Raw genomic sequence first — 24,471 nt, 5'->3', positions numbered from 1 at the left:
ACTGACACGACCCCTTTTTTTACAGCGAACGAACCCTTAGTCGGTGGTAATTCGCGAATGCTTGCGAGTGTCCTTCATGGTCACATAGACGATCAGCGACACCGCAATACACGCGGTCACGTACCAGTAGTAACCGGTTTCCATGCCGATGCTCTTGAACCACAGCGCGATGTACTCAGCGGTACCGCCGAAGATCGACACGGTCAGCGCGTACGGCAGGCCAACGCCCAGGGCGCGGATTTCGGTAGGGAACAGCTCGGCTTTGACCACCGCGTTGATCGAGGTGTAGCCGCTGACGATGATCAGCGCCGCCATGATCAGGAAGAACGCACCCCACCAGCTCTGGACGGTGTGCAGGGTGGTGAGGATCGGCACGGTGAACAATGTACCGAGGATACCAAAGGCAATCAGGATCGGCCGCCGCCCGACCTTGTCCGACAGCCCGCCGACGATGGGTTGCAGGCACATGAACAGAAACAGCGTCGCCGCCGAGATGGTGGTGGAGTCGGAGATGCTCATGCCGACGGTGTTCACCAGGTATTTCTGCATGTAGGTGGTGTAGGTGTAGAACGCCAGAGTGCCGCCCATGGTCAGACCGACCACGGTCATCAGTTCCTTGGGGTGGCGCATCAAGGTGCGCATGGCGCTTTCCTTGGACTTCTCTTTCTTGGTGAACGACTCGGTTTCTTCCATGCCGCGACGCAGGTACAGCGCGACCACTGCGCACAGGGCGCCGATGACGAACGGGATACGCCAGCCCCAGTCGTACAGTTGTTCGGTGGTCAGGGTCTGTTGCAGCACGATCAGCACGCCGAGGGCGATGAGCTGGCCGGAGATCAGGGTCACGTACTGGAAGCTGGAGAAGAAGCCGCGACGTTCCTTGGTTGCCATCTCACTCAGGTAAGTGGCCGAGGTGCCGTATTCGCCACCGACCGACAAGCCTTGAAGCAGGCGGGCGAAGACCAGCAGGATCGGTGCGCCGACACCAATGGTTTCATAACCGGGAGTCAGGGCGATGATCAGCGAGCCGAAGCACATCAGCAGTACCGAGGCCATCAGCGCAGCTTTGCGGCCCTTGCGGTCGGCGTACAGGCCCATCAGCCAACCACCGATCGGGCGCATCAGGAAGCCCACGGCGAAGATCGCGGCGGTGTTGAGCAGTTGGGCGGTGGTGTCGCCTTTGGGGAAGAAGGCTTTGGCGAAGTACAGAGAGAAGGCGGCGTAGACGTACCAGTCGTACCACTCGACCATGTTGCCGACCGAGCCGCTGAAGATCGATTTGATCCGGCTGGAAGTGGTGCGTTCTTTTGCCGGCGCAGCCGCCGACCCCAGAGGCAGGGAGTTGGAGTTATCCATTGAAGGATCCTTCATCTAATTGTTTTTGTGGAGCGCGCACAAGCGCCGCCTGGTCGGGGCTATAGCAGGAGTTGTGCCAAACAGCTGAAGGCCCGACCTAGAAGGGTTGCAGGATTTTATTGAGCGGAAAGTCGCTTATGAATAACTGGCTATGAGCGAAAATCCGCTCACTCATCTTTCAAGAACCTCTCCCGCGCCAACCCATGCCGCTGCATCTTTTCATTCAGCGTGCGCCGTGGCAGTTGGAGTTCTGCCAGCACGGCTTTGATATCGCCTTTGTGCCGAGTCAGCGCGGCTTTCAGGCAATGGGCTTCAAACGCCTCTTGCTGCGCCGCCAACGATTGCCCGGCCTCGATGCCTTCCGGCTCCGGTTCACCCAGCCCTAGCACCCGGCGCTCGGCGACGTTGGCCAGCTCCCGCACATTGCCCGGCCAGTCATGGCTGAGCAGATGGCCCAGTTGCGGCCCGCTCAGTGGTGCAAAGCTGCGGCCCAGGCGTTCGGCGGCGTTCTGGGCGAAGTGTTCGAACAGCAGCGGGATATCTTCCCGGCGCTCACGCAACGGCGGCAGGCGCAACTGCGCGACGTTCAGCCGATAAGCCAAATCCTCGCGAAAGCGCCCGGCGCGGGCTTCGTCCAGCAGGTCCGGCTTGGTGGCGGCAATGATGCGCAGGTCCACCTTGATACTCTGGTTGGAGCCCAGGCGTTCCAGCTTCTGCTCCTGTAACACCCGCAGCAGTTTTACTTGCTGGGCCAGGGGCATGCTTTCGATCTCATCGAGAAACAGGGTGCCGCCGTTGGCGAATTCTAGCTTGCCGATGCGCTTGCCCTGGGCGCCGGTAAAGGCGCCACTCTCGTGGCCAAACAACTCGGCCTCGAACAGTTGCTCGGGAATCGCCGCACAGTTCAGTGCCACAAATGGCTTCTTCGCCCGTGGCCCGAAATCATGCAGGCAACGGGCGACCAGTTCCTTGCCACTGCCGGTCTCGCCACGGATCAGCACATTGACCGGCAAGGTTGCCAGGTCCAGCACTTGTCGACGTAGATTCTGTAAGCCTCGGGACACGCCCAACAGGCTCGATTCCAACTTGGCGCGGTGATCGGCCTGTTGATGCAGGCGCCGGTTTTCCAGGACCAATCCGCGCTTGTCCAGGGCTCGGCGCAGGCTGCTGAGCAGCGCCTCGGGGCTGAAGGGTTTCTCCAGGAAATCGTAGGCGCCGTCGCGCATGGCTTCCACGGCCATCGGCACATCACCGTGGCCGGTGAGCAGGATCACCGGCAGGTCGGCATCACGGCGTTGCACCTCGGCCAGCAACTCCAGGCCGCTGAGCCCAGGCATGCGCACATCGCTGAGGATCACCCCAGGGAAATCCCTGGGCAATTGTGCCAGGCAGTCATCGGCACGGCTGAACAATTGCACCTCGAACCCCGACAGGCTCAGCCACTGTTCCACGGCCGTGCGGATACTGGCCTCGTCATCCACCACAATCACTGCGTTCAGCATAGGTCCGGGGTCTCCAGGGCGATGGGCAGGGTCAGGGTAAATACCGCGCCGTCGCCCTGGTTGGCGGCGCTCAGGCGGCCACCGAGTTCGTGGACGATAGCGTACGACACCGCCAGCCCGAGGCCGAGCCCGTCACCCACGGGTTTGGTGGTGAAAAAGGGGTCGAATACGCTGTTGAGGTTTTCTTCGGCAATCCCGCCGCCGCTGTCGGTGACAGTCAGGTGCCACAATTGTTGATCGGCGTGCAGGCGGATTTCCAGACGCTTGCGCGGTTTGTCGGCCATGGCATCGAGGGCGTTGCGCAGCAGGTTGATCAGCACCTGTTCCAGGCGAATTGCATCGCCGCGCACCCACGCCGGGCGGGTCAGGTCCAGCACTGTGCCGATGGCTTCGTCCCGCAGACGGGTGTCCAGCAAGTGCAGGGACTGATCCACCACAGTCGCCAAGTCCAGGCGTTCGCGCAAACCGCTAGGGCTTTTACGGGCGAAGGTCTTGAGATGGCCGGTCAGCGCGGCCATGCGGGTGAGCATGTCGTCCAGCGGGGTCAGTGCCTTGTAAGCGTCATCGACGCGACCGTGATCCAGCAAGAGGCGCAAGGTAGCCAGTTGCATGCGCTGCGCCGTCAAGGGCTGGTTGATCTCATGGGCCAGGGCCGCGGACATCTGCCCCAGAGCTGCCAGCTTGGCCGACTGCACCAGCCCATCCTGGGCAGTGCGCAAGTCGCGGGTGCGTTCTTGCACCAACTGTTCAAGCTCTTCGCGGCTGCGTTGGCGCAGGCGAGCCAGGCGCCAGCGTTGAGTCAGGAACAGCAGCAGGAACACCAGCGCCAGCCACAGACCTGCGGCGGCAAGGCCGGCGTTGCGTTGGTCCTCGGCGGCAACCTGGGGTTTGCGCAGCAGATGCAAGGTCCAGCCTTCGGCCTTCAACGGCAGGGATTCCCACAGGTAGTTGGCACTGCCCTCGGGGCCGTCGATGCGCATCAGGTGGCTGTTGTCGTCGAAGCGCTGCAACGCCTGATACTCCAGGGGCAGCAGCTGTTTTTTGTCGTATTGCCGAGTGGCCTTGAGTTCCGCGTGGTCGCTGTCCGATAGCGGGCGCAAGGCGCGATACCGCCAGCCTGGTTGATTGGCGATAAACACAATGCCCCGTGCATCGCTGACCAGCAGCAGATCGTTACCTTGGGCCCACTCGCGTTCCAGTTCCGGAAATTCCAGCTTCACCACCATGGCGCCGAGAAACTGCTCTTTCTCATCCAGCACCGCACTGGAGAGGAAGTACCCCGGAATACCGGTGGTGACCCCTACCGCATAAAAACGTCCGGTGCCCTGGCTCAAGGTCTGGCTGAAATATGGCCGAAACGCGTAGTTGTGCCCGACATAACTGCTGGGCAGGTTCCAGTTGCTGGCGGCCACGGCCAGGCCGTTGCGGTCCATCAATTCCAGGGTGGATGATTGTGCGGCGCCGTTGATGCGTTCCAGCTTGCGGTTGAGCAAGTCTTGGGTAGCGGCGTCGAGCGGGCCTTTCAAGGCGCTGATCATTTCCGAGTCCAGGGCCAGCACGGCGGGCAGGGCGCGGTAACGTTCGATCAGGGTGTGCAGGGAGTTGGCATACAACGCCAGCTGTTGATTGGCACGGGCAGCGTCATCCACCAGGGCCTGGCGTTCGGCGTGGCGTATGGCCAGGGCGGCAGCCAGCACGGCGCCAGCGATGATCAGCAGGGAGTAGAAGGTCAAGCGCAATGGGCGGGTGATCGTGGTCATACGAAGATGAGCATGCGCAATAAGGGCGAGCACCATAGCATGCGCAGCAAAGCTGTTGTGGCGAGCCCTAATGTCTGTACTTGTGGCGAGCCCCCTCACCACGGAGGCGTGTGTGAGACATAAAAAAGGCGACCGGGCCATGCTGCCCCGGTCGCCTTTATCCTTGCCGTGAAATGCTTACTGCACTTCTACCGCCAGGCTTTCACTGATCCTTTTTTGCCAGATGGCAGGACCGGTGATGTGTACCGATTCACCCTTGCTGTCCACTGCAACGGTGACCGGCATGTCCTTGACGTCGAACTCGTAGATCGCTTCCATGCCCAGTTCGGCGAAAGCCACGACGCGGGATTTCTTGATGGCTTGCGCCACCAGATAAGCTGCGCCGCCCACAGCCATCAGGTACACGGCCTTGTGGTCCTTGATCGCTTCGATAGCGGTCGGGCCGCGCTCGGATTTGCCGATCATGCCCAGCAAGCCGGTTTGTTCGAGGATCTGGCGAGTGAACTTGTCCATCCGCGTTGCCGTGGTCGGACCGGCAGGCCCAACCACTTCATCGCGTACCGGATCAACCGGGCCGACGTAGTAGATAAAGCGACCCTTGAGGTCCACCGGCAGGGTTTCACCCTTGTTCAGCATCTCGACCATGCGCTTGTGCGCGGCGTCGCGACCGGTGAGCATCTTGCCGTTGAGCAGCACGGTTTCGCCCGGTTTCCAGCTCTGTACGTCTTGCGGGGTCAGGGTGTCGAGGTTGACGCGACGGGCCGACGGGCCGGCTTCCCAGACGATTTGCGGGTAGGCATCCAGCGGTGGCGCTTCCAGCGAAGCCGGGCCGGAACCGTCAAGCACGAAGTGGGCGTGACGGGTGGCGGCGCAGTTGGGGATCATGCACACCGGCAGCGAGGCCGCATGGGTCGGGTAGTCCATGATCTTCACGTCGAGCACGGTGGTCAGGCCACCCAGGCCCTGGGCGCCGATGCCCAGTTGGTTGACCTTCTCGAACAGCTCCAGGCGCATCTCTTCGATACGGCTGGATGGGCCGCGCTTTTTCAGCTCGTGAATGTCGATGGATTGCATCAACACTTCCTTGGCCATCACCGCGGCTTTCTCGGCGGTGCCGCCGATGCCGATACCCAGCATGCCCGGTGGGCACCAGCCGGCGCCCATGGTCGGAACGGTCTTCAGAACCCAGTCGACGATGGAGTCGGACGGGTTGAGCATGGCCATCTTCGACTTGTTTTCGGAACCGCCGCCCTTGGCCGCCACGTCCACTTCCACGGTGTTACCCGGGACGATGGAGTAGTGAATCACCGCAGGGGTGTTGTCCTTGGTATTTTTGCGCGCGCCTGCCGGGTCGGCGAGGATTGAGGCCCGCAGGACGTTTTCTGGCAGGTTGTAGGCGCGACGTACGCCTTCGTTGATCATGTCGTCCAGGCCCATGGTGGCGCCATCCCAGCGCACATCCATGCCCACGCGTACAAACACGGTGACGATGCCGGTGTCCTGGCAGATCGGGCGGTGGCCAGTGGCACACATACGCGAGTTGATCAGGATCTGTGCCATGGAGTCACGGGCTGCTGGCGATTCTTCGCGCAGGTAGGCTTCGTGCATGGCCTGAATGAAATCAACGGGGTGGTAGTAGGAAATGAATTGCAGGGCGTCGGCAACGCTCTGAATCAGGTCGTCTTGCTTGATCACGGTCATGAGTCGCGCTCCTCTATAAGACGGGAACATTCAATAAAGGTGGCTTCAGTGGGGTGCATCGGTCGTCTGAAGACACCTTTCCAAGGCACGTCGGCAGGTAGTGCTGGGGTAGTGCTGACGCGACGCTAAAAAGGCGCGGCAGTATAACCCGGCGCGGTGGCTGATACACCCGACTATGGTCATGGATGCCGGGCCCGATTAATGGTAGGAGCGAGCTCGCTCGCGAAAAGCGTGAATCTGGTGGGTTTCGTCAGGCACCCCGCGTTATCGTTAGCAACCATCGCGAGCAAGCTTGCTCCTACATTTGAGAACGTTTCATGTCTGAACTGCACGCCGGCGAACGCCACTGGTCGGTCCCCGCCGGCAGCAACCTGCTGGATGCCCTGAACCAGGCCGGTGTCGCCGTCCCCTACAGTTGCCGCGCCGGAAGTTGCCATGCCTGCCTGGTGCGTTGCCTGGGCGAGGTTCAGGACAATCAGCCTGGTGCGCTGAGCCCTGCGCAACGCCAGGACGGTTGGCGCTTGGCCTGCCAGTGTCAGGTCATGGGCGACGTGCAGATCGAAACCTTTGATCCGCTGCGTGACGGTCTGCCGGCTGAGGTACTGAGCGTTGATTGGCTGAGCCCGGCGGTACTGCGCTTGCGCCTGCAACCTGGGCGCAGCCTGCGTTACCGGGCCGGGCAGCACCTGGTGTTGTGGGCCGGTGCGATCGCCCGGCCCTATTCCCTGGCCAGCCTGCCCCTGGAAGACCCGTTCCTGGAGTTTCACCTCGATTGTCGCCTGCCCGGCGAGTTCAGCGATGCCGCCCGGCAACTCAAAGTCGGCGACAGTTTGCGCCTGGGCGAACTGCGTGGTGGTGCGTTGCAATACGATCCAGACTGGCAAGCGCGACCACTCTGGCTGCTGGCCTCAGGTACCGGTTTGGGACCGTTATGGGGTGTGCTTCGCGAGGCGTTGCGCCAGGATCATCAGGGCGTCATCCGGGTGATTCACCTGGCCCATGATGCCGAGGGCCATTATTTGGCCGAGCCCCTGGCGTCGCTGGCCGCCGCCCACCCCAACCTGACGATCGAGCTATGGACGGCGGCTGAGTTGACGCAGGCTTTGGCGCAACTGCGGCTTGTTTCCCGGCAAACCCTGGCTTTACTCTGCGGGCACCCTTCCAGCGTCGAGGCTTTTTCCAAACGCTTGTTCCTGGCGGGGTTGCCGCGCAATCAACTGCTGGCCGACGTGTTCCTGCCCCGTGGTTGAACGCTGATTTTTATCTGCGAGACTTGCCATGACCGACGCCATCCTGCTGCAGCGCGAACGCGGGCTGCTGATTCTGCAGTTCAACCGCCCGGACAAGAAAAACGCCCTGACCCGCGCCATGTACAGCCAACTGGCTGACGCGTTGGAACAGGCCGATGCCGATGTCACCATCAATGCGGTGCTTATCCAGGGCAGCAGCGAGTGCTTCACCGCCGGCAACGACATCGCCGACTTCCTCGAACAACCGCCCACCGACCTCGACAGCCCGCCGTTTCACTTTATGAAGAGCTTGCTCAACTGCCGTAAGCCGGTGATTGCTGCGGTGGCTGGCGCGGCGGTAGGCATTGGGACGACCATGCTGCTGCATTGTGATCTGGTGTACGTCAGCCGCGACGCCCGCTTGCGCATGCCGTTCGTCAACCTGGGGCTGTGTCCGGAGTTTGGTTCCAGCCTGATCCTGCCGCGGCTGTTGGGGCATGCGAAAGCTGCTGAGTTGTTGCTGTTGGGTGAAGGGTTCACCGGTGAGCAGGCTGCCGCCTGGGGCATCGCCACTGAAGCGTTGGGCAGTGGTGAAGCTGCCTTGACCAAGGCGAGGGAGGTGGCCGAACGTTTCGAAGCCTTGGCTCCCGGTGCCGTGCAGGTCAGCAAACAACTGATGAAAAGCGTGGATCGCGAACAGTTGCGCAAGGTGATTGAAGAGGAGGGTGCGTTGTTTACCCAGCGGCTGAAATCGCCTGAGGCGATTGCGGCGTTGTCGGGGTTTATCAGCAAGCGCTGACGGTGAGCACATCTTGTGACAAGTGGTGTTTCTATGGCGAGGGGCAAGCCCCCTCGCCACAGGTTGTCCGGAGGCAGAAAAGCAAAAAGCCCCGCCATTCACATGGCGGGGCTTTTGTTTTTCAGCGTGTCACTCAGACCATTGGGTCGCCAACGTGCAGGATCTTCATGCCGTTGGTGCCGCCGATGGTGTGGTAGCTGTCGCCCTTGGTCAGGATGACCCAGTCGCCTTTCTCCACGACACCGAGCTTGAGCAACTCGTCGATCGCTGCCTGGCTGACTTGCTCAGGCGGCAACGAAGCCGGGTCGAACGGTACGGTGTAGACACCACGGAACATGGCCGCGCGGGCCTGGGTTTCGCGGTGCGGGGAAAACGCGTAGATCGGCACCGAGGAACGGATGCGCGACATGATCAACGGCGTGTAGCCACTTTCGGTCAAGGCGATGATCGCCTTCACACCGGGGAAGTGGTTGGCGGTGTACATGGCTGCCAGGGCGATGCTCTGGTCGCAGCTTTCGAACACCTTGCCGATGCGGTGGCTGGAGGTTTTGCTGGTTGGGTGCTTTTCAGCGCCGACGCAGATGCGCGCCATCGCCTGGACTGCTTCGAGCGGATAGGCACCGGCGGCACTTTCAGCCGAGAGCATCACGGCGTCGGTGTAGTCGAGCACGGCGTTGGCCACGTCGGACACTTCGGCACGGGTCGGCATCGGGTTCTGGATCATCGACTCCATCATCTGGGTCGCGACGATCACCGCTTTGTTGTGACGGCGTGCGTGCAGGATGATCTTCTTCTGGATGCCCACCAGCTCGGCATCACCGATCTCTACGCCCAGGTCGCCACGGGCAACCATTACGGCGTCGGAAGCCTTGATCAGGCCGTCGAGGGTTTCGTCGTCGGCCACGGCTTCGGCGCGTTCGATCTTCGCCACCAGCCAGGCAGTACTGCCGGCTTCGTCGCGCAGTTGACGGGCATATTCCATGTCGGCAGCGTCGCGCGGGAAGGATACCGCAAGGTAGTCCACTTCCATTTCGGCGGCGAGCTTGATGTCGGCCTTGTCTTTCTCGGTCAGCGCTGGCGCGGTCAGGCCACCACCGCGACGGTTGATACCTTTGTGATCCGACAGCGGGCCGCCAATCAGCACGGTGCAGTTCAGTTCGGTAGCGGTCGCAGTATCGACGCGCATGACCACACGGCCGTCATCGAGCAGCAGTTCGTCAGCGACACCGCAATCCTTGACCAGATCCGGGTAGTCGATGCCGACGATGTCCTGGGTGCCTTCGGTCAGCGGGTGGCTGGTGGAGAAGGTGAACTTGTCACCGACTTTCAGCTCGATTCGCTTGTTGGCGAATTTGGCGATACGAATTTTCGGGCCTTGCAGGTCACCCAGCAGTGCGACGAAGCGGCCATGCTTGGCGGCCAGGTCACGTACCAGCTTGGCGCGAGCCTTGTGCTCGTCCGGGGTGCCGTGGGAGAAGTTCAGACGGGCAACGTCCAGGCCAGCCAGAATCAGCTGTTCGAGGACTTCCGGCGAGTTACTGGCCGGGCCAAGGGTGGCGACGATTTTGGTACGACGGACGGACATGCACGGACTCCTGAGTTCAAGGACTGAGGAAGGCTACTATGCTCTTTGGTTGTAGTCATTGTTCGTTTGCACTACTTATCGGCGATTCACTTGTTTCCAGCTATTTGTATAAACGATCAATCTTGAAGATTTTTGCGCACGGGTCGATACATTGCACAAGACAGGAGAACCCCCATGCGAATTGTGATCATTGCTGCCCTTGCCGTCAGTGTTGTCGGCTGCACCCGCTGGTCGATGGACCACCATTTGAACAACGCCTATCGTGCCTATGGCGTCGGCGACTGTGCGCGGGTCACCCTTGAGTTGTCCCAGGTCGACCGTGAGAGTCGTTCCCGTCGCTACGTGCAACCGGAGGTCTCGATGCTGCGCGGCCAGTGCCTGGAACGGCAAAAACTGTTTGTTGATGCGGTGCAAACTTACCAATTCATCATCAGCCAGTACCCGACCAGCGAATACGCGTTCCGCGCTCGTGCGCGACTGGATACCCTGCAGCAACTGGGGCATTACCCCGGTGCAAGTGCCGCGCAGCCTAGGCCAGCAGCATTGTGATGATATTTGCCATTTTATAGCTGGTCCCTTACCAGACTTGAACTAATCTTTGAAAGTCTGTTTGTACAACTTTCTATTCAAATGGATGCAGGATCCGGATTCGGCAGCTGTAAAGTGACAAAGTACCTTGCTGTTGTCGCACCGAGATCCAGGGAGAGCGGGTTGTTGGCATCACCGACCCGTTCCGAATCACTGGAGCGGCCAGAGTCATGGTCATTGGATGGCAAACTCACCATGTTTACTAACCGACGGATCAAACGGCATCAATTAACCTGCTTTCTGCGAGTGTTCAACCGCCTCACGGACAAGCCTATTGGCTACTTGGGCGACGTCTCCGAGGAGGGGCTGATGTTAATCAGCCAATTGCCCATGATGGTCGACGTGGATTTCGAGCTGCGCTTGAAGATCCCCGGGCCCGAGGGCGATATGCATGCCATTGACCTCACGGCGACCTGCCTGTGGAGCCATGAAGATATCAACCCCCAGCAATACGACTCGGGGTTCAGTGTGTTGCAGGCGCCTGTTGAGTATGGGCAACTGATCAACGCGCTGTTGCAGTACTTCAGCTTTGATCCCTTGCAGGCTTCAGCCTAGGAACCGTGCGCGTTGTCAGCCGAGTTTCGGTGTTTGTACCGAAAGCCTGGGCCGTGCGCCGGGTTCATAGCGCGCCGGCTTTTTTCCAGCCCAGGTAGCGCGTCACCAGGGCAGCTCCCAGTTCTGAAGGGCGAGTATCCAACACGGCCAGGCCCTGGGCTTTCAAGCGGTCATGGAGTTCTTCCCGCGCATTGAGGTAATCGACGGTGCCGCAATAGGCCAGGGCTTCGGGCAGGGTCTGTACCGGTGCCTGGCGCAGTTGGTCGAGGACTTCTTCCCACAGGCTGGCCACCAACACCCGGTGTTGGCGGCTGATGCGTTTGACTGCCGTCAGCAACTCCTCATCGTCCTCATCCCGCAAATTGGTCACCACGATCACCAGCGCCCGACGTTTTTGCCGGGCCAGCAGTTGGCTGGCGGCCGCCTGGTAATCGGCGGTACGCCGGGTGGTGTCCAGGTCATACACGGCGTTGAGCAGCAGGTTGAGCTGGCCACTACCCTTGACCGGCGCCAGGTAACGCGGTTGGTCGCAGGCGAACGTGCAAAGGCCCACGGCATCGCCTTGGCGCAAGGCGACGTAGCTGAGCAGCAGGCAGGCGTTGAGGGCATGATCGAAATGGGACAGTTCGACGTCCTGGCTGCGCATGCGCCGGCCGCAATCGAGCATGAATACGATCTGTTGATCACGCTCATCCTGATACTCCCGGGCAATCGGCGTGCGTTGCCGGGCAGTGGCTTTCCAGTCGATCTGGCGCAGGCTGTCGCCCTCGCGAAATTCCCGTAACTGGTGAAACTCCAGGCCTAGCCCACGACGTTGATGCTGGCGCACGCCGAGTTGGCTGAGCCAGTTGTCTACGGCCAGTAACTGCGCGCCGTACAGACGGGCGAAATCCGGGTAGACCCGTGTCATATCCTTGACCTGTACATGGCGTCGTGCCGACCACAGGCCTAGGGGGCTGGGGAGATGGACTTCGCAGCGCTCAAAGCTGAAGTGCCCGCGCCTCAATGGGCGCAGGCGGTAGCTCAATTCACTGTGTTCACCGGGCCGCAGGGCAATGGACTGGGGCAGATTCTCCACACTCAAGCCTTCGGGCACGTGATCGAACACCGTCAGGGTCAGTGGCTCTGGGTAGTCGTGTTCCAGGGTGATCCGCACATCGCCCCAACGACCCAGGGCCAGGCTACCCGGCATTTGCCGTTGTACTCGCGGGGAGGGGCGGCGCTTCAGGCGGCTGGCGTCCAGCAGGGCCAGCAGCAACAGGGCCAGGAGCAGGCCCCAGACCATTGAGTGCAGCGTGTCCGGCACGTCGACTTGCAGGGCCGCGAAGGTGCCGAGCACGATGCTCAACCCCAGCAGCACACCGAGCCAGATCAGCAGCAGGCGAGTGGGCTTCATGGGCGGATCATTGCCGTGGCGCCGGCACTTGGTCCAGCAGTTGCTTGAGCACTTGGTCCACCTCCAGCCCGTCTATGTCCAGCTCCGGGGCAATGCGCACCCGATGGCGCAACACCGCCAGGGCGCAGCCCTTGACGTCATCCGGGGTCACGAACTCGCCGCCACGCAGCAAGGCTCTGGCCCTTGCGCCGCGCACCAGGGCGATGGATGCCCGTGGGCCGGCGCCGATGGTCAGGCCGGGCCAACTGCGGGTGGTGCGGGCCAGGCGCACGGCGTAGTCGAGTACCTGCTCATCCAGTGCCAGCTCACTGGCGACCTGTTGCAACAGCAGCACGTCTTCGGCGTGCAGCACGGTACGAAGTGGCTGTACGTCGAGCATGTCGGCCCGGGGTGAGCGAGTTACCTCGCGAACCATATCCAGTTCCTGCTGCGCTTGGGGGTAGTCCATGCGGACCTTGAGCATGAAGCGATCCAGTTCGGCCTCAGGCAAAGGGTAGGTACCTTCCTGCTCAATCGGGTTCTGGGTGGCCAGCACCATGAACGGTTGCCCGATGGGCAGGGCTTCGCCCTCAAGGGTCACCTGGCGCTCCTGCATCGCTTCAAGCAACGCCGCCTGGGTTTTCGCCGGGGCGCGGTTGATTTCGTCGGCCAGCAGCAAATTGGTGAACAACGGCCCCTTGCGCAACTTGAACTGTTCGGTGTGCAGGTCGTACACGGCATGCCCGGTGACATCGCTGGGCATCAGGTCCGGGGTGAACTGGATACGTGCGAATTCGCCGCCAAAGCAGCGGGCCAGGGCGCGCACCAGCAAAGTCTTGCCCAGGCCCGGAACCCCTTCGAGCAACACGTGGCCGCCGGCGATCAGCGCGGTGAGGACATCATCAATTACTGCGTCCTGGCCGATGACCGCTTTGCGCAACTCGATGCGCAGTGCCTGGGCCAGTTGGCTGGCGCGCTGGCGGGATGGCTCGGCATCGGCCGTCAGGGATGGGTCCGCTGGAAAATCGCTCATAGGGCATTCCTGAGAGTTTGCAGGCAGGCCACATGGCGGCTGAAGTCGGCGCTGGAGAGCCGCTTTGCCGGGAGTGGACCCATGGCCTGGCTGATGATGAGAGTGGGTTGACGGGTCAGGCGTTCAAGGGCCTGCCACTGTTCGGCGGTGTCGAGGTGTTCGAATCCAGGGTGGCGGCGCCGGGCGGTGCGCAAGATGTCGCGTTGCAGGGCGTGCAACAGGCTGTTCTGCCCGCTGCGGCGCAGCAGGAAATCGGCGCTGGCGTTCAAGTGTTCCTGCAACTGCCGGCGAGCCTTGGGCGCGGGTGCCTGGATCGGCCCCTGGCGCATGCCCGATTGCCACACTCCCAGTGCAATCAACGCGCCGAGCGCCACCAGCGCCTGGGGGAAGTAGCGCAACAACAGGCTGAACAGGTCATCGACATCGCTGTTGAACAGCAGTGTGACGTCACGGCCCTGGTTCAGGTACCACAGCAGCCAGGCGTTGTCGTGAAGGCCAATGTCCGGGGGTTTCCACAGTTCGCTGTCGGTGATTACGGTGACGCTGCCGTGGCCGAGGTCCAGTTGCATTAGGTGGCTGGACTTGGCGCTGTTGGCCGAGAACTGTGCCAGGTGCTTGGGGTCGGTGAGGTTGAAGTCGGTGTCGAAACTGAAAAAAGCCGGGGCGGTTTCGTTGTCGACATAGAGCCGTGTCAGGTCGGGGGCCTTGTGCTTGCTGGCGAGCGCCGGCTCGTCGAAGCCATCGCTGAAGGTCTGTCGCAACTGCAAGCGATCCAGCAGCAGATCGCCGCTGGTCTCGGTTTCTTCATCCCACATGGCTTCGGCCACCAGCAACAAATGGCCGCCGGCCTTGGTCCACTGTAGCAACTGATCGACTTGGCGCGGCGTCATACTGCTGCGCTCACCCAGCAATAACAGGCTGTTGCCTTTGGGCGGCAGGCTGGCCAGGCGCTCAAGGCTGTTGGCGTGTTCGACCGTCAGGCCCTGCTGGCGCAGAAAGTGTTCCGCCGCCAGGTAGGAATTGGCCTGGGCTTCAGGCGATGGGCCGCGATCCACCACTTCCTCGTAGGGAATCGCCTTGTGCCAGGCGTAGAAACCACCGGCCGCCAACAGGCAACCAAGCAGCAAGCCTACCCAGAGCAGTAGCCGGTTCATTGCACAGCTCCGGAACCGAACAAGGCGCGCCAGTGGCTGCACAGCTGCTGTTGCACCAGCGCGGGGGGCAGGCGATGGCCATAGGCGAGGTTTTGCCAATGCTGGGTCAGGTCATCGCTGAAGGCCAGCAACTGCGGTTGTTGCAACTGGCGGATGCGCTCCAGGACTTGGCCTTCGGTGTCGGCGCTTTTCAGCGGCAGGTTGAAGTCATGCAGCAGCCGGCTGAGCAAGCCGCGATAGAGCAAACCGAGTGCTTCCCGGGGCTGCGTGGGCCAGAGCTGTTCGGCAGTGCTGGCGATGTCGTCGGGTAGGGTTTCGGTGCCCAGTTCCAGGCCGAACAGTTGAGCGGGAGCGGGTTTGATGGCCTTGGGCTTGTGCGCGCTACGCTGGCTGACAAAGGTGCGCAACCAGTCGCGATAGCGCCAGATCACCAGGGCTATGGCCCCCAACAGCAAGCCCCAAAGCAGTACTTCCAGGCCCAGGGCAAGATGCTTGAAGGAGTTGCTGTTGAGGTTATCCAGCAGCGCTTGCAACCAGGCCGGCAGCTTGGCGTCGCCCTCGGGTTTGTTTTTATCGGTGGTTTTGTCGTCGCCGAAGCGATAGCGGGTGAGCGTTTCCGGATTTTTGAAAGGGGGCTGTTCCAGCAACGCCTTGATCGACTGGCTGGCGGCTTGAGTGCTCACGGTTTTTGAGTCCACGGGCTGTTCAGCCATCGCACGGGGAGTTGGCGGAACCAATAGCAGTCCTGTCGCCAACAACAAAGCCGTGGCTACCGAACCCAGGCGTTGGCGCAGGCGGCGGAATATCAGCTCCAGGTCCCAGGCTTCCAGTACCGTGCGCCGGTTCAGGTAGAGGCTGAAACCGCAGGCAACGTAGATCGGTTCCCAGAACACCAGGATCAGTGCGTAGAAGGCATTGGTCAGGTGCTCCAGCCAGAGCCAGTCACCCCCGGTAGTGAGCGCGAGCTGCTGCCAGTCCCAGTCCAGTTCGATCTGTTGCGGCAGGAATAGATAGAACAGCACCATCAAGCCGATCCATAGCGCCATTTCCAGGTGCACGCCGATCAGCGTCAGCCAGCGGGCGGCGCCGGCATTGCGTTGTTGCAGGATGCCCAGGCGCCGTTGTCGGGCCTGGCCCTCCAGGCCTTCAAGTTGCACTACGGGCATTACGAAGCTGCGACTGAGGCTCAAGCGCCGCCAGCTCAAACTGGCAAACAGTTGGCCCTTGAGCAGACGTGGCCATTGGCGCAAGGCCTGCTTGAGTGTGGGTGTTTCGCCGAACAAGGCTTTGGACAGGATATACAGCGGCAGGCGGTCGAAAGCAGGTTTCAGCCACCAGAACAGCAACAGTGCGATGGTTGGGTAGTCCCACAGCAGGAGGCTGAGCAGGGCGAAAACAGGCAGGCTTACCAGTGCCCAGCTACTCATTAACAGCATGCGGTGCTCGCGGGCCAATAACACGCCCAGGTCCATGGCTTCCCAAGAGCTTCGGGGGCGGATCACCACGCTGGCATCACTCAGGCGCATGGCGACTCCGACCGGCGAGCAGCAGGTAGGCGGCCACCAGTATCCATAGCGCGGCACCCGCCAGGTACTTGATCCATGGCGCAACGCTGGTGGCGGAGGACCAATAGGCCTCGATAAATGCTGCTATCAGCAGAAACAGCATGACGCCGCAGATCATCTGTACGCTTTTGTGCGCAGCTAAACGCAGGGCTTCGCCACGGGTCAGGGAGCCAGGGGCGATCAACGCCCAGCCCAGTTGCAGGCCCGCCGCCCCGGCCAGGGCGATGGCGCTTAATTCGAAAGCACCATGACCAATGACAAACGACCAGAAGGTTTGCTCGTAGCCGATTTCCGTCAGGTGACCGGCGATAGCGCCGATCATCAGCCCATTGAAGAACAGGAAAAACACACTGCCCAGGCCAAACAGCAAGCCTGCCGCAAAGGTCTGGAAGGCGATACCGATGTTATGCATGACGTAATAGCCGAACATCATCCAGTCCTCGCTTGATGCCCGCTCGGCGGCGCGCCCCAGGCGGCTGGCGTCGGGGTCGTACATGGTCTGCATCTCGGCCACTTGTTGCGGGCTGACGATGCTGTAGATCAGGTCGGGAAACAGGTACACCAGCAAGGTAATGCCGATTAGGCTGCCAAAGAACAGCAGGCTGGCCACCAGCACAAAGCGCCACTGTTCGCGGACCAGCCGGGGAAAGCCGGCCAGCACAAAACTCAATACGCTGGCGCCCAGCTGGCTGCGATGGCGGTACAGCTGCTGATGGCCACGCAGGGCGAGTTGTTGCAGCGGGTCCACCAGGTAGCTGCTGTAGCCGCGCTCCTGTGCCAGCGCCAGGTGTTGGCATAAACGTCGGTAATCATGGGGGAAGCCCGTCAGGTCCTGATGCTTGGCCTTGCCTTGTTCAAGCGCCGTCAGTTGGGCGGCAAACGCCTGCCAATGGGGCTGGTGACGGGTTTCGAAAAGACTTTGCTTCATGCCGGCCCCAACAAACCACGCGCCACGCCATTGAGCTGCGCCACTGCCCGAGCGGGGGAGACGTTCAGGGGTGTGGCGAGAATAGCGGCCAGTTCATTGACCCTTTCTGCGGACAACTCGCCCTGGCGCTCGGCGAAAGCGAGAATCGCCCGCTGCTCGTTCAGGTCAAGGGCAAACGGCAGGCGCAACGCCGGTGCTTCTGGTAGTTGCGGTCGTGACAGGGGCTGCTCGCGGTAGATCACCAGGGTCCCTGCCGCCAGATCTCCCAGGCGCTTGAAGTTGGGGTGTTGCAGGCAACTGATTGCGCCGAGGAAGTAGGCGAATGGCAGCATGTCGACGAAACGCAGCAGGTTGCGGATCAGCGAGGAGGCCCAGCCAATGGGCGTTCCGTCGTCCTGCACCACCCGCAGGCCCATGATTTGCTTGCCCGGCGAGCAGCCCTGGTTGAGGACTTCGAACAGCACCATGTACCACCAACTGACGAGGAACAGCAGGATCGAACCCAGGCCCATGCCCAGGTTGCCGAGAAAGGCCAAGGCGGTGAACAGGATGCCAAGGATCACGCCGCGCAAGCCCAGGTCAAAACCGAACGCCAGCGCACGGGGCAGCAGGCCGGCCGGGCGCAGCGGCAGGTCGATACCTTCCGGGGTTTCGATCTGGTAGCGGGTGTCCAGTGGTGCTGGTGGCATCGCATTCCCTGGCAGTGCGGAGCGGTTGAGCATGGGCGACCTTGGCGGGCAGCCGGCGAATAGAGAGACGGATGCTAGCAGTGTCGTCGGCACAAGCAACACCTCAAACTGCGCCAACATTTCACTGAATGTTTATCCAGTGCATATGGCGCTGGCCCCCGGCGCCTTTCAACGCCTAGACTTTGTCGGTCTTCAGCACAGGAATAGCCCGTGACCACTATCTTCTGGTACGACTATGAAACCACTGGCATCAACCCGCGTAACGACCGCCCGCTGCAGGTAGCCGGCATTCGTACTGACCTTGAGCTCAATGAGGTTGGGCCGCCGGTCAACCTCTATTGCCAACCCAGCGATGATATTTTGCCGCACCCGGCAGCGTGCATGATCACTGGCATCACTCCCGGCCAACTGGCGGAAAAAGGCTTGGCCGAGGCCGATTTCATGACTCGGGTGCATGCCGAACTCGCTGCGCCCGGTACGTGTGGGGCCGGCTACAACACCTTGCGTTTCGATGATGAAATGACGCGCTACAGTTTGTACCGCAACTTTTTCGACCCCTACGCCCGGGAGTGGCAGGGCGGCAATAGCCGCTGGGACCTGATCGATGTAGTGCGCACCGCTTATGCGCTGCGCCCGGAAGGAATCGTCTGGCCACAGCAGGACGGCCGCGTCACCCTCAAGCTTGAGCGGCTGACGGCGGCCAATGGTATCGACCATGGGCAGGCTCACGATGCCTTGTCCGATGTGCGTGCCACCATTGCACTGGCCCGATTGATTCGTGACAAACAACCCAAGCTCTACGACTGGCTGTTTCAGCAACGCAGCAAACAGCGGGTCATGGACCAGGTCAGGTTGTTACAGCCAATGGTGCACATCTGCGGGCGCTTTTCTGCCGAGCGGCATTATCTCGGCGTAGTCCTGCCGCTGGCCTGGCATCCGCGCAATCGCAACGCCTTGATCGTTTGTGATCTGGGGCTCGATCCCCAGGGGTTGCTGGACCTGGACGCAGATACCTTGCGTCAACGCCTGTATACCCGCCGTGATGACCTCGCCGACGGTGAGTTGCCGGTGCCACTCAAGTTGGTGCACATCAATCGTTGCCCGGTGGTTGCGCCCTTGAATGTGCTGCGGGCAGAGGATCGCCAACGCTTGAACCTGGATATGGATGAATATCAGGCTCGGGCGCTGCGGCTAACTGACGCACAGGAACTTTGGCGCGATAAATTGGCAGCGATTTACGCCGAAGAAGATTTTGCGTCGAGTGCCGACCCTGAACAGCAGCTTTATGATGGTTTTATCGGTGATCGTGATCGGCGTTTATGTGAACAAGTGAGAGCTTGTGAACCTGTACAACTAGCACGCCAGCAGTGGCCTTTCGATGATCATCGGTTACCGGAATTATTATTTCGTTACCGCGCTCGCAACTTTGCTGAGACCTTGAATAGCGAAGAGCAACAACGCTGGACGCTTTTCTGTCAGCAACGTTTGTCAGACGCGGACTACGGGGCGCCCAATACCCTTGAGAGTTTCAAACAGGCCAGGCTTGAGTTGGCTGTTAGTGCTACATCGGCTCAGCGTCAGGTGCTTGATGAATGGCAGGAATATGCCGATTCTTTGCGTGTGCGCTTGAGTCTGTAATCCGTTTTAAGAAAATCCGGACAATAAAAAACGCCAGCAAGCTGGCGTTTTTTATTGTCTCGCGAATCAGGTCGCGACCTTGCGAGGCTTAGCCCAGCAGGGTAGCCCAGCCTTCAACGACGTCGCCGCCCCACTTGGCTTTCCACTCTTTCAGAGTCTTGTGGTTGCCACCTTTGGTTTCAATCACTTCGCCGTTGTGCGGGTTTTTGTATTGTTTAACCTTGCGCGCGCGCTTGGTGCCGGTAGTTTTTACGGCGCCACGGGGTGCTTTAACTTTCGAATCCGGATCCAGCAGCGCGATGATGTCACGCAGGGATTTGGAGTATTCGCCCATCAGGGTGCGCAATTTGCCTTCGAATTCCAGCTCGGTTTGCAGTTTGTCGTCTTGGGACAGATTCTTCAAACGGGCTTGCAGCTCTTTGATAGCTTCTTCGGTGGCACGATATTCGTTGATCAAGGACATGTGGACTACCTTATGTAGGGCGCTGGGTGACAGGGACAATGGTCTAATAATAGTCAGACAGTTTCCCCAAGTAAACATTTAAGGTCGGTTTTATGTAATTTACTTTGAATGTTTGCGAGAAAAGCATGGGGTTGAGTTAATTAGTACGTCCAAGCCGCTAAAGATATTCTCATTAAATCCCGCTTAACTGTGGTAATAGCTGCTTGTGTTCACATATAGCGAGGTAAAAAGCCTTACGTTACTAAGGGGCGGGCCAGGCTATCAGCGCAGAATAAGCGTTGAGGAATACTGCAGTTTTTCTGCGCAATCGCTAGAATGGCGGCCTTTGCGAAGTTCTGGAGTTTCCCCCTAATGCGCACTTTTCGGCTGGTGATCGCTTGCCCGGACCGGGTTGGCATCGTTGCTAAAGTCAGTAACTTTCTGGCCTCCCACAACGGCTGGATCACTGAAGCGAGCCATCACTCGGACAATCTCAGCGGTTGGTTTTTCATGCGTCACGAAATACGTGCCGATACGCTGCCCTTTGGCCTTGAGGCTTTTCGCGAGGCATTTGCACCCATCGCCGAAGAGTTTTCGATGACCTGGCGCATCACCGACACGGAGCAGAAAAAGCGCGTGGTGTTGATGGCCAGCCGCGAATCCCACTGCTTGGCGGACTTGCTGCACCGCTGGCACAGCGATGAACTGGACTGTGAAATCTCCTGCGTGATTTCCAACCATGACGACCTGCGCAGCATGGTCGAGTGGCACGGCATTCCGTATTACCACGTCCCAGTCGACCCGCAGAACAAGGAGCCGGCTTTCGCCGAGGTCTCGCGCCTGGTCAAGCAGCACGAGGCCGACGTGGTGGTACTGGCGCGCTACATGCAGATCCTGCCGCCGCAACTGTGCCGCGAATACGCTGGCAAGGTGATCAACATTCACCACAGTTTCCTGCCTTCGTTTGTTGGTGCCAAGCCGTATCACCAGGCTTCCCTGCGGGGCGTGAAGCTGATCGGTGCAACCTGCCACTATGTCACCGAAGAGCTGGACGCCGGTCCCATCATCGAGCAGGACGTAGTGCGTGTCAGCCACAGCGACAGCATCGAAGACATGGTGCGTTTCGGCCGTGATGTCGAGAAGATGGTCCTGGCCCGTGGCTTGCGTTATCACCTGGAAGATCGGGTGTTGGTGAGTGGCAACAAGACAGTAGTGTTCTGATTAGACGTGTTTTGGTTGAAGAGTAAAGGGCCTGGGCGTTAAATCGCTGCAGGCCCTTTTTTTTGATTTGAGGATTGGACGATGAGTGACCCCCTCGATAAAGCCACTTCCAGAGCGCCCGCTACGTTGGGCGAGGGTTGTTTGAGTCGCTATGACCCGGATGCTCTCGATGGGGAAGATGGAACCGACTTTCCTGGCGCAGCCCAATTGTGGGAGCAATTGCAGGAAGCAATCGAGGTTCCCGCGTCTGATAGTGCGCCACTCGCCAGGTAAGCCGTATCAAGGCTGTGTCGCCAACCAGGCGGCTTTGGTCAATGGTCGTCGGCCTTCGTTCAACATCCGCCGCAGGGTATCGAGCCAGTAACGGCGGGAGAAGTCATGACGCATGTCCATCGGGTGCAAGCCCAGGCGAATAACCGGCTCGTATTGCCAGCGCTGTTCGCGACGGTCACTGAGCATTTTCGACAGCCCTCGGCGCCACGCGCTTCGTGCGCTCCATACCAGGCCGGGAGCGGCTACCGGAGTGAAGTCGGGGAGGCGATACAAATACTGTGCATCACTGGTGTAGCTCAGCGGTAACTGGCGCAAGGCCTGGCGAGTGCCTTCGCTCATCAGCCAGGTGATTGGCACGTTGCCCAGGGCATCCACGACCTCGACGAATGGCCGGTAATCGGCCCAGGTCTGCGGAGCGACATCGTGCAGCACCAGCAATACCGCTGGCGCGTTGTCGGGTTCAGCCATGGGCCAGCATCGGATGGTGTGTGCCCAGCACCGCCTGGTAATGCCCCAGCAGACTGTCGACCCCCAGCCCGGTCAGCTTGTCGGCCATCACCTGGCTCGGCGCCAGGACCCGGTCAAAATTGCCATAAAGTTTGCTGACATACGCTTCGACGTTAGGCGTGAACCAGTTGCTCATGCGATTGCTCACCAGCAGCGGCAGGTTCGAGTGGTAGAAACCGATCACCGGTACATCCAGCTGGCGCCGCACATCCAGCGCAGCCCACGCGGTCAGGTAAGGGTTGCCAACTTCAATCAGATCGGGCTGTAGGTCGTGTAGGACATTACGCCAAGGGGCTAGGCGTAGAGGGAAGTGGTAGCCTTTGCCGAAGGGCAGGGCGGGGGCAGGGACTTTGAACACACCGTCCTGTTCGCTCAAGTGGGCGCCGGGGATCAACAGGCTGTGGCGAATACGGGGCTTGAGCGCAAAGCGTCGGTGCTTGGCATCCAGATAGGTGCGCACGCCGCCGCTGGCTGGGGCGTAGAACATGGTTATGTCAGCGATATGCACGATAAACATCCCTCCGATCCATTGCTCTCCTTACCGTGGACCTTAGTCAAGGATAGATGTTCGGTTGGGATTTGGCTGGACGGCCGAAGCGGCAGATTGCCGCTTCGGCAACGGGTCAGATGCGGAAACTGCCCACCAATTGTTTCAACCGAGCCGCTTGCTGTTCCAGATCGGAACAGGCGCGCAAGGTCGACTGCAGGTTTTCCACACCTTCCTGGTTGAGTGTGTTGATTTCGGTGATATCCATGTTGATCGACTCCACCACGGATGTCTGTTCCTCGGTGGCGGTGGCCACCGATTGGTTCATACCGTCGATCTCGCCGATGCGCTGGGTCACGCTGTTGAGGCGTTCTCCCGCCAGGTTGGCGATTTCCACGCTGTCGTGGCTGTGGCGCTGGCTTTCGCTCATGGTGCTGACCGACTCCCGGGCGCCGACTTGCAGCTCCTCGATCATCTTCTGCACTTGCTGCGCCGACTCCTGGGTCCGGTGCGCCAGGTTGCGCACCTCGTCGGCCACCACCGCAAACCCGCGCCCGGCTTCACCGGCCCGTGCAGCTTCAATGGCTGCGTTGAGCGCCAGCAGGTTGGTTTGCTGGGAGATGCTGGTGATCACTTCGAGAATCTGCCCGATGTTCACCGTCTTGCTGTTGAGCGCCTCGATATTGCTGCTGGAAGCGCTGATCATCTCGGACAGCTGGTTCATCGCCTTGATATTGCGTTCGACCACTTGTTGACCGTCTTCGGCCAAATGCCGGGCATCGCTGGCCTGATGAGAGGCTTGCGCTGCATTGCGGGCGATTTCCTGGGCGGCGGCGCCCAGTTCGTTGATGGCGGCGGCGACGCTGTTGGTGCGGTTGGCCTGCTCGTCGGAATTGACCATTGACGAATTTGAGGCGCTGACCACGCGCAGGGCTACTTCATTGACCTGCTCGGTGGCCGAGGATACTTCGCGGATAGAGGTGTGAATCCGTTCCACAAAGCGGTTGAACGCCGTGCCGAGGATGCCGAATTCATCGTGGTTCTGAATGGTCAGGCGCCGCGTCAGGTCGCCTTCGCCATCGGCGATGTCTTCCATGGCTCGGGTCATGACATGCAACGGCTGCATCAGCACACGGATCAACATGCCCAGCAAGGCGATGATGATAGCCACCGCAATGATGGTGGCAATAATCGCGGATGTGCGGAATCCGCTGAGCATGGCGAAGGATTTGTCTTTATCCACCGACAGACCGAGGTACCAGTTCACCGACGGCAAGCCCTTGATCGGGGTAAAGGTGACGATACTGGTTTTGCCGTCGACCTCGACTTCGCTGAAATCGCTGCTGATTTTTGGGGTATGGGTCGGGTAGACGTCGCTCAAGGATTTCATCACCAGGCTTTTATCCGGGTGCACCAGGACTTTGCCGTCGGCGCTGACCAGAAACGCATAGCCCATGCCGCCGAAGTTCAAGGCGCCGATGTTGTCCACCAGGGTTTGCAGGCTCAGGTCGCCGCCCACCACGCCGACACTTTGTCCGGCCTTGCTGCTGGGGGTGGCGATGGAAATGATCAATTGGCCGGTAGCGGCATCGATATAGGGTTCGGTCAGCGTTGAGCCGTTGCTGGCCTGTGCACCTTTGTACCAGGGACGAACACGGGGGTCGAAGCCGTCGGGCATCTTGCTGTTGGGGCGAATGGTAAAGACGCCTTTGCTGTCACCCAGGTAGGTGGCCATGAACGACGACGTCAGGGCCTTCTGTTCCAGCAAGCCGGCAATGGTGGCCGGCTCCGGGTTGATGGCGATGTTTTGTGCGACGCTTTCTACCAGGACAATGCGTCCGGCCAGCCAGGTTTGGATATTGCTGGCGGTGACGTCGCCCATTTCATGCAGGTAACTGTTCAGGTCGTCGCGTATCGCATTACGTTGCAGGTAGTCGTTGTACAGGGTAAACAACGCAAATGCTGCGATGACGATAAGGGCGGCTGCAAGCAGGATTTTGTGACTGAAGCGCAGATTTTTATTCATGGCTTGTAGGGTCCGCTAAGGTCTTAATGTCCGAGGCGCGTCCTTTTGGAAACGCGCG

The 24,471-nt window shown here is 60.4% G+C and carries 21 protein-coding genes and 2 pseudogenes; 7 read left to right on the top strand and 16 right to left on the bottom strand.

All coding sequences use genetic code 11. The annotated features are described in order from the left end of the window. Positions 1-36: 36 nt before the first annotated feature. From FQ182_RS12640 to FQ182_RS12625, 4 genes are all read right to left on the bottom strand, one after another. A complete protein-coding gene (locus tag FQ182_RS12640) occupies positions 37-1,356 on the bottom strand; it encodes an MFS transporter (RefSeq protein WP_149411945.1) in 1,320 nt (439 codons plus the stop codon). A gap of 167 nt (positions 1,357-1,523) precedes the next feature. Then, positions 1,524-2,858: a sigma-54 dependent transcriptional regulator gene (locus FQ182_RS12635; RefSeq protein ID WP_149411946.1), complete on the bottom strand. Its 1,335-nt coding sequence runs from the start codon at positions 2,856-2,858 to the stop codon at positions 1,524-1,526. Next, entirely contained in the window at positions 2,852-4,618 is a 1,767-nt protein-coding gene (locus FQ182_RS12630; protein ID WP_149411947.1) for an ATP-binding protein, read from the bottom strand. Before FQ182_RS12630 ends, FQ182_RS12635 begins: the two co-directional genes overlap by 7 nt. A gap of 177 nt (positions 4,619-4,795) precedes the next feature. Next, complete coding sequence (locus FQ182_RS12625; RefSeq protein WP_149411948.1) at positions 4,796-6,319, bottom strand: fumarate hydratase; 1,524 nt, start codon at positions 6,317-6,319, stop codon at positions 4,796-4,798. 317 nt (positions 6,320-6,636) lie between these two features. Here FQ182_RS12625 and FQ182_RS12620 point away from each other — a divergent pair, with 317 nt between their 5' ends. Next, positions 6,637-7,569, top strand: coding sequence for an iron-sulfur-binding ferredoxin reductase (locus tag FQ182_RS12620; RefSeq protein ID WP_149411949.1), 933 nt, complete (start codon positions 6,637-6,639; stop codon positions 7,567-7,569). Between the two features lie 28 nt (positions 7,570-7,597). Continuing rightward, positions 7,598-8,347, top strand: coding sequence for an enoyl-CoA hydratase-related protein (locus FQ182_RS12615; RefSeq protein WP_149411950.1), 750 nt, complete (start codon positions 7,598-7,600; stop codon positions 8,345-8,347). 133 nt (positions 8,348-8,480) lie between these two features. Here the strand turns inward: FQ182_RS12615 and pyk are convergent, their stop codons facing one another. Beyond that, the gene (gene pyk, locus FQ182_RS12610; RefSeq protein WP_149411951.1) at positions 8,481-9,932 is read right to left on the bottom strand and encodes a pyruvate kinase; all 1,452 of its coding nucleotides are present in this window, start codon (positions 9,930-9,932) and stop codon (positions 8,481-8,483) included. 174 nt (positions 9,933-10,106) lie between these two features. Here pyk and FQ182_RS12605 point away from each other — a divergent pair, with 174 nt between their 5' ends. Both FQ182_RS12605 and FQ182_RS12600 read left to right on the top strand, forming a co-directional pair. Next, positions 10,107-10,481, top strand: a complete 375-nt coding sequence (locus FQ182_RS12605; protein ID WP_149411952.1) for a tol-pal system YbgF family protein — start codon at positions 10,107-10,109, stop codon at positions 10,479-10,481. Between the two features lie 234 nt (positions 10,482-10,715). Then, positions 10,716-11,075: a PilZ domain-containing protein gene (locus FQ182_RS12600; RefSeq protein WP_149411953.1), complete on the top strand. Its 360-nt coding sequence runs from the start codon at positions 10,716-10,718 to the stop codon at positions 11,073-11,075. A gap of 64 nt (positions 11,076-11,139) precedes the next feature. Here FQ182_RS12600 and FQ182_RS12595 read toward each other — a convergent pair whose 3' ends face one another. From FQ182_RS12595 to FQ182_RS12570, 6 genes are read right to left on the bottom strand one after another with little or no spacing between them, the layout of a single operon-like run. Next, positions 11,140-12,471: a DUF58 domain-containing protein gene (locus tag FQ182_RS12595; RefSeq protein ID WP_149411954.1), complete on the bottom strand. Its 1,332-nt coding sequence runs from the start codon at positions 12,469-12,471 to the stop codon at positions 11,140-11,142. A gap of 7 nt (positions 12,472-12,478) precedes the next feature. Next, on the bottom strand, positions 12,479-13,483 hold the full coding sequence (locus FQ182_RS12590) for a MoxR family ATPase (protein WP_149411955.1): 1,005 nt from the start codon (positions 13,481-13,483) through the stop codon (positions 12,479-12,481). Continuing rightward, a complete protein-coding gene (locus FQ182_RS12585; protein WP_149411956.1) occupies positions 13,480-14,637 on the bottom strand; it encodes a DUF4350 domain-containing protein in 1,158 nt (385 codons plus the stop codon). The genes FQ182_RS12590 and FQ182_RS12585 overlap by 4 nt, the downstream gene beginning before the upstream one ends. After that, positions 14,634-16,163: a DUF4129 domain-containing protein gene (locus FQ182_RS12580; RefSeq protein WP_149411957.1), complete on the bottom strand. Its 1,530-nt coding sequence runs from the start codon at positions 16,161-16,163 to the stop codon at positions 14,634-14,636. The genes FQ182_RS12585 and FQ182_RS12580 overlap by 4 nt, the downstream gene beginning before the upstream one ends. Continuing rightward, the gene (locus FQ182_RS12575; protein WP_149411958.1) at positions 16,150-17,130 is read right to left on the bottom strand and encodes a stage II sporulation protein M; all 981 of its coding nucleotides are present in this window, start codon (positions 17,128-17,130) and stop codon (positions 16,150-16,152) included. The genes FQ182_RS12580 and FQ182_RS12575 overlap by 14 nt, the downstream gene beginning before the upstream one ends. Further along, positions 17,127-17,819 carry an RDD family protein gene (locus FQ182_RS12570; protein ID WP_149412016.1) on the bottom strand — a complete coding sequence of 231 codons (693 nt, stop codon included), beginning with the start codon at positions 17,817-17,819 and terminating at the stop codon, positions 17,127-17,129. The genes FQ182_RS12575 and FQ182_RS12570 overlap by 4 nt, the downstream gene beginning before the upstream one ends. 210 nt (positions 17,820-18,029) lie before the next feature. Here FQ182_RS12570 and sbcB point away from each other — a divergent pair, with 210 nt between their 5' ends. Beyond that, the gene (gene sbcB, locus FQ182_RS12565) at positions 18,030-19,457 is read left to right on the top strand and encodes an exodeoxyribonuclease I (protein WP_149411959.1); all 1,428 of its coding nucleotides are present in this window, start codon (positions 18,030-18,032) and stop codon (positions 19,455-19,457) included. Between the two features lie 88 nt (positions 19,458-19,545). Here sbcB and mvaT read toward each other — a convergent pair whose 3' ends face one another. Then, entirely contained in the window at positions 19,546-19,920 is a 375-nt protein-coding gene (gene mvaT / locus FQ182_RS12560; RefSeq protein ID WP_008432352.1) for a histone-like nucleoid-structuring protein MvaT, read from the bottom strand. A gap of 351 nt (positions 19,921-20,271) precedes the next feature. Here mvaT and purU point away from each other — a divergent pair, with 351 nt between their 5' ends. After that, positions 20,272-21,120, top strand: a complete 849-nt coding sequence (purU, locus tag FQ182_RS12555; RefSeq protein WP_149411960.1) for a formyltetrahydrofolate deformylase — start codon at positions 20,272-20,274, stop codon at positions 21,118-21,120. 81 nt (positions 21,121-21,201) lie between these two features. Then, positions 21,202-21,393 carry a hypothetical protein gene (locus tag FQ182_RS30225; RefSeq protein ID WP_149411961.1) on the top strand — a complete coding sequence of 64 codons (192 nt, stop codon included), beginning with the start codon at positions 21,202-21,204 and terminating at the stop codon, positions 21,391-21,393. A 6-nt stretch (positions 21,394-21,399) separates the two neighbouring features. Here the strand turns inward: FQ182_RS30225 and FQ182_RS12545 are convergent, their stop codons facing one another. From FQ182_RS12545 to FQ182_RS30910, 4 genes and pseudogenes are all read right to left on the bottom strand, one after another. After that, a complete protein-coding gene (locus tag FQ182_RS12545; RefSeq protein WP_149411962.1) occupies positions 21,400-21,861 on the bottom strand; it encodes a hypothetical protein in 462 nt (153 codons plus the stop codon). A gap of 49 nt (positions 21,862-21,910) precedes the next feature. Then, a pseudogene (locus FQ182_RS12540) lies at positions 21,911-22,417 on the bottom strand (glycosyltransferase); the annotation flags it as partial. Between the two features lie 106 nt (positions 22,418-22,523). After that, positions 22,524-23,288 carry a methyl-accepting chemotaxis protein gene (locus FQ182_RS30915; RefSeq protein WP_371923881.1) on the bottom strand — a complete coding sequence of 255 codons (765 nt, stop codon included), beginning with the start codon at positions 23,286-23,288 and terminating at the stop codon, positions 22,524-22,526. A 93-nt stretch (positions 23,289-23,381) separates the two neighbouring features. Further along, a pseudogene (locus FQ182_RS30910) lies at positions 23,382-24,413 on the bottom strand (cache domain-containing protein); the annotation flags it as partial. Between the last annotated feature and the right edge of the window lie 58 nt (positions 24,414-24,471).

The sequence above is a fragment of the Pseudomonas sp. ANT_H4 genome, assembly GCF_008369295.1.
GTDB lineage: Bacteria > Pseudomonadota > Gammaproteobacteria > Pseudomonadales > Pseudomonadaceae > Aquipseudomonas.
This window is presented reverse-complemented; position numbering and strand designations above follow the sequence as displayed.

Coding starts and splice junctions, on each gene's coding strand:
- FQ182_RS12640 (WP_149411945.1), bottom strand. CDS start 1,356: ATGGATAACTCCAACTCCCTGCCTCTGGGGTCGGCGGCTGCGCCGGCA.
- FQ182_RS12635 (WP_149411946.1), bottom strand. CDS start 2,858: ATGCTGAACGCAGTGATTGTGGTGGATGACGAGGCCAGTATCCGCACG.
- FQ182_RS12630 (WP_149411947.1), bottom strand. CDS start 4,618: ATGACCACGATCACCCGCCCATTGCGCTTGACCTTCTACTCCCTGCTG.
- FQ182_RS12625 (WP_149411948.1), bottom strand. CDS start 6,319: ATGACCGTGATCAAGCAAGACGACCTGATTCAGAGCGTTGCCGACGCC.
- FQ182_RS12620 (WP_149411949.1), top strand. CDS start 6,637: ATGTCTGAACTGCACGCCGGCGAACGCCACTGGTCGGTCCCCGCCGGC.
- FQ182_RS12615 (WP_149411950.1), top strand. CDS start 7,598: ATGACCGACGCCATCCTGCTGCAGCGCGAACGCGGGCTGCTGATTCTG.
- pyk (WP_149411951.1), bottom strand. CDS start 9,932: ATGTCCGTCCGTCGTACCAAAATCGTCGCCACCCTTGGCCCGGCCAGT.
- FQ182_RS12605 (WP_149411952.1), top strand. CDS start 10,107: ATGCGAATTGTGATCATTGCTGCCCTTGCCGTCAGTGTTGTCGGCTGC.
- FQ182_RS12600 (WP_149411953.1), top strand. CDS start 10,716: ATGTTTACTAACCGACGGATCAAACGGCATCAATTAACCTGCTTTCTG.
- FQ182_RS12595 (WP_149411954.1), bottom strand. CDS start 12,471: ATGAAGCCCACTCGCCTGCTGCTGATCTGGCTCGGTGTGCTGCTGGGG.
- FQ182_RS12590 (WP_149411955.1), bottom strand. CDS start 13,483: ATGAGCGATTTTCCAGCGGACCCATCCCTGACGGCCGATGCCGAGCCA.
- FQ182_RS12585 (WP_149411956.1), bottom strand. CDS start 14,637: ATGAACCGGCTACTGCTCTGGGTAGGCTTGCTGCTTGGTTGCCTGTTG.
- FQ182_RS12580 (WP_149411957.1), bottom strand. CDS start 16,163: ATGCGCCTGAGTGATGCCAGCGTGGTGATCCGCCCCCGAAGCTCTTGG.
- FQ182_RS12575 (WP_149411958.1), bottom strand. CDS start 17,130: ATGAAGCAAAGTCTTTTCGAAACCCGTCACCAGCCCCATTGGCAGGCG.
- FQ182_RS12570 (WP_149412016.1), bottom strand. CDS start 17,819: ATGCCACCAGCACCACTGGACACCCGCTACCAGATCGAAACCCCGGAA.
- mvaT (WP_008432352.1), bottom strand. CDS start 19,920: ATGTCCTTGATCAACGAATATCGTGCCACCGAAGAAGCTATCAAAGAG.
- purU (WP_149411960.1), top strand. CDS start 20,272: ATGCGCACTTTTCGGCTGGTGATCGCTTGCCCGGACCGGGTTGGCATC.
- FQ182_RS30225 (WP_149411961.1), top strand. CDS start 21,202: ATGAGTGACCCCCTCGATAAAGCCACTTCCAGAGCGCCCGCTACGTTG.
- FQ182_RS12545 (WP_149411962.1), bottom strand. CDS start 21,861: ATGGCTGAACCCGACAACGCGCCAGCGGTATTGCTGGTGCTGCACGAT.
- FQ182_RS30915 (WP_371923881.1), bottom strand. CDS start 23,288: ATGGTCAATTCCGACGAGCAGGCCAACCGCACCAACAGCGTCGCCGCC.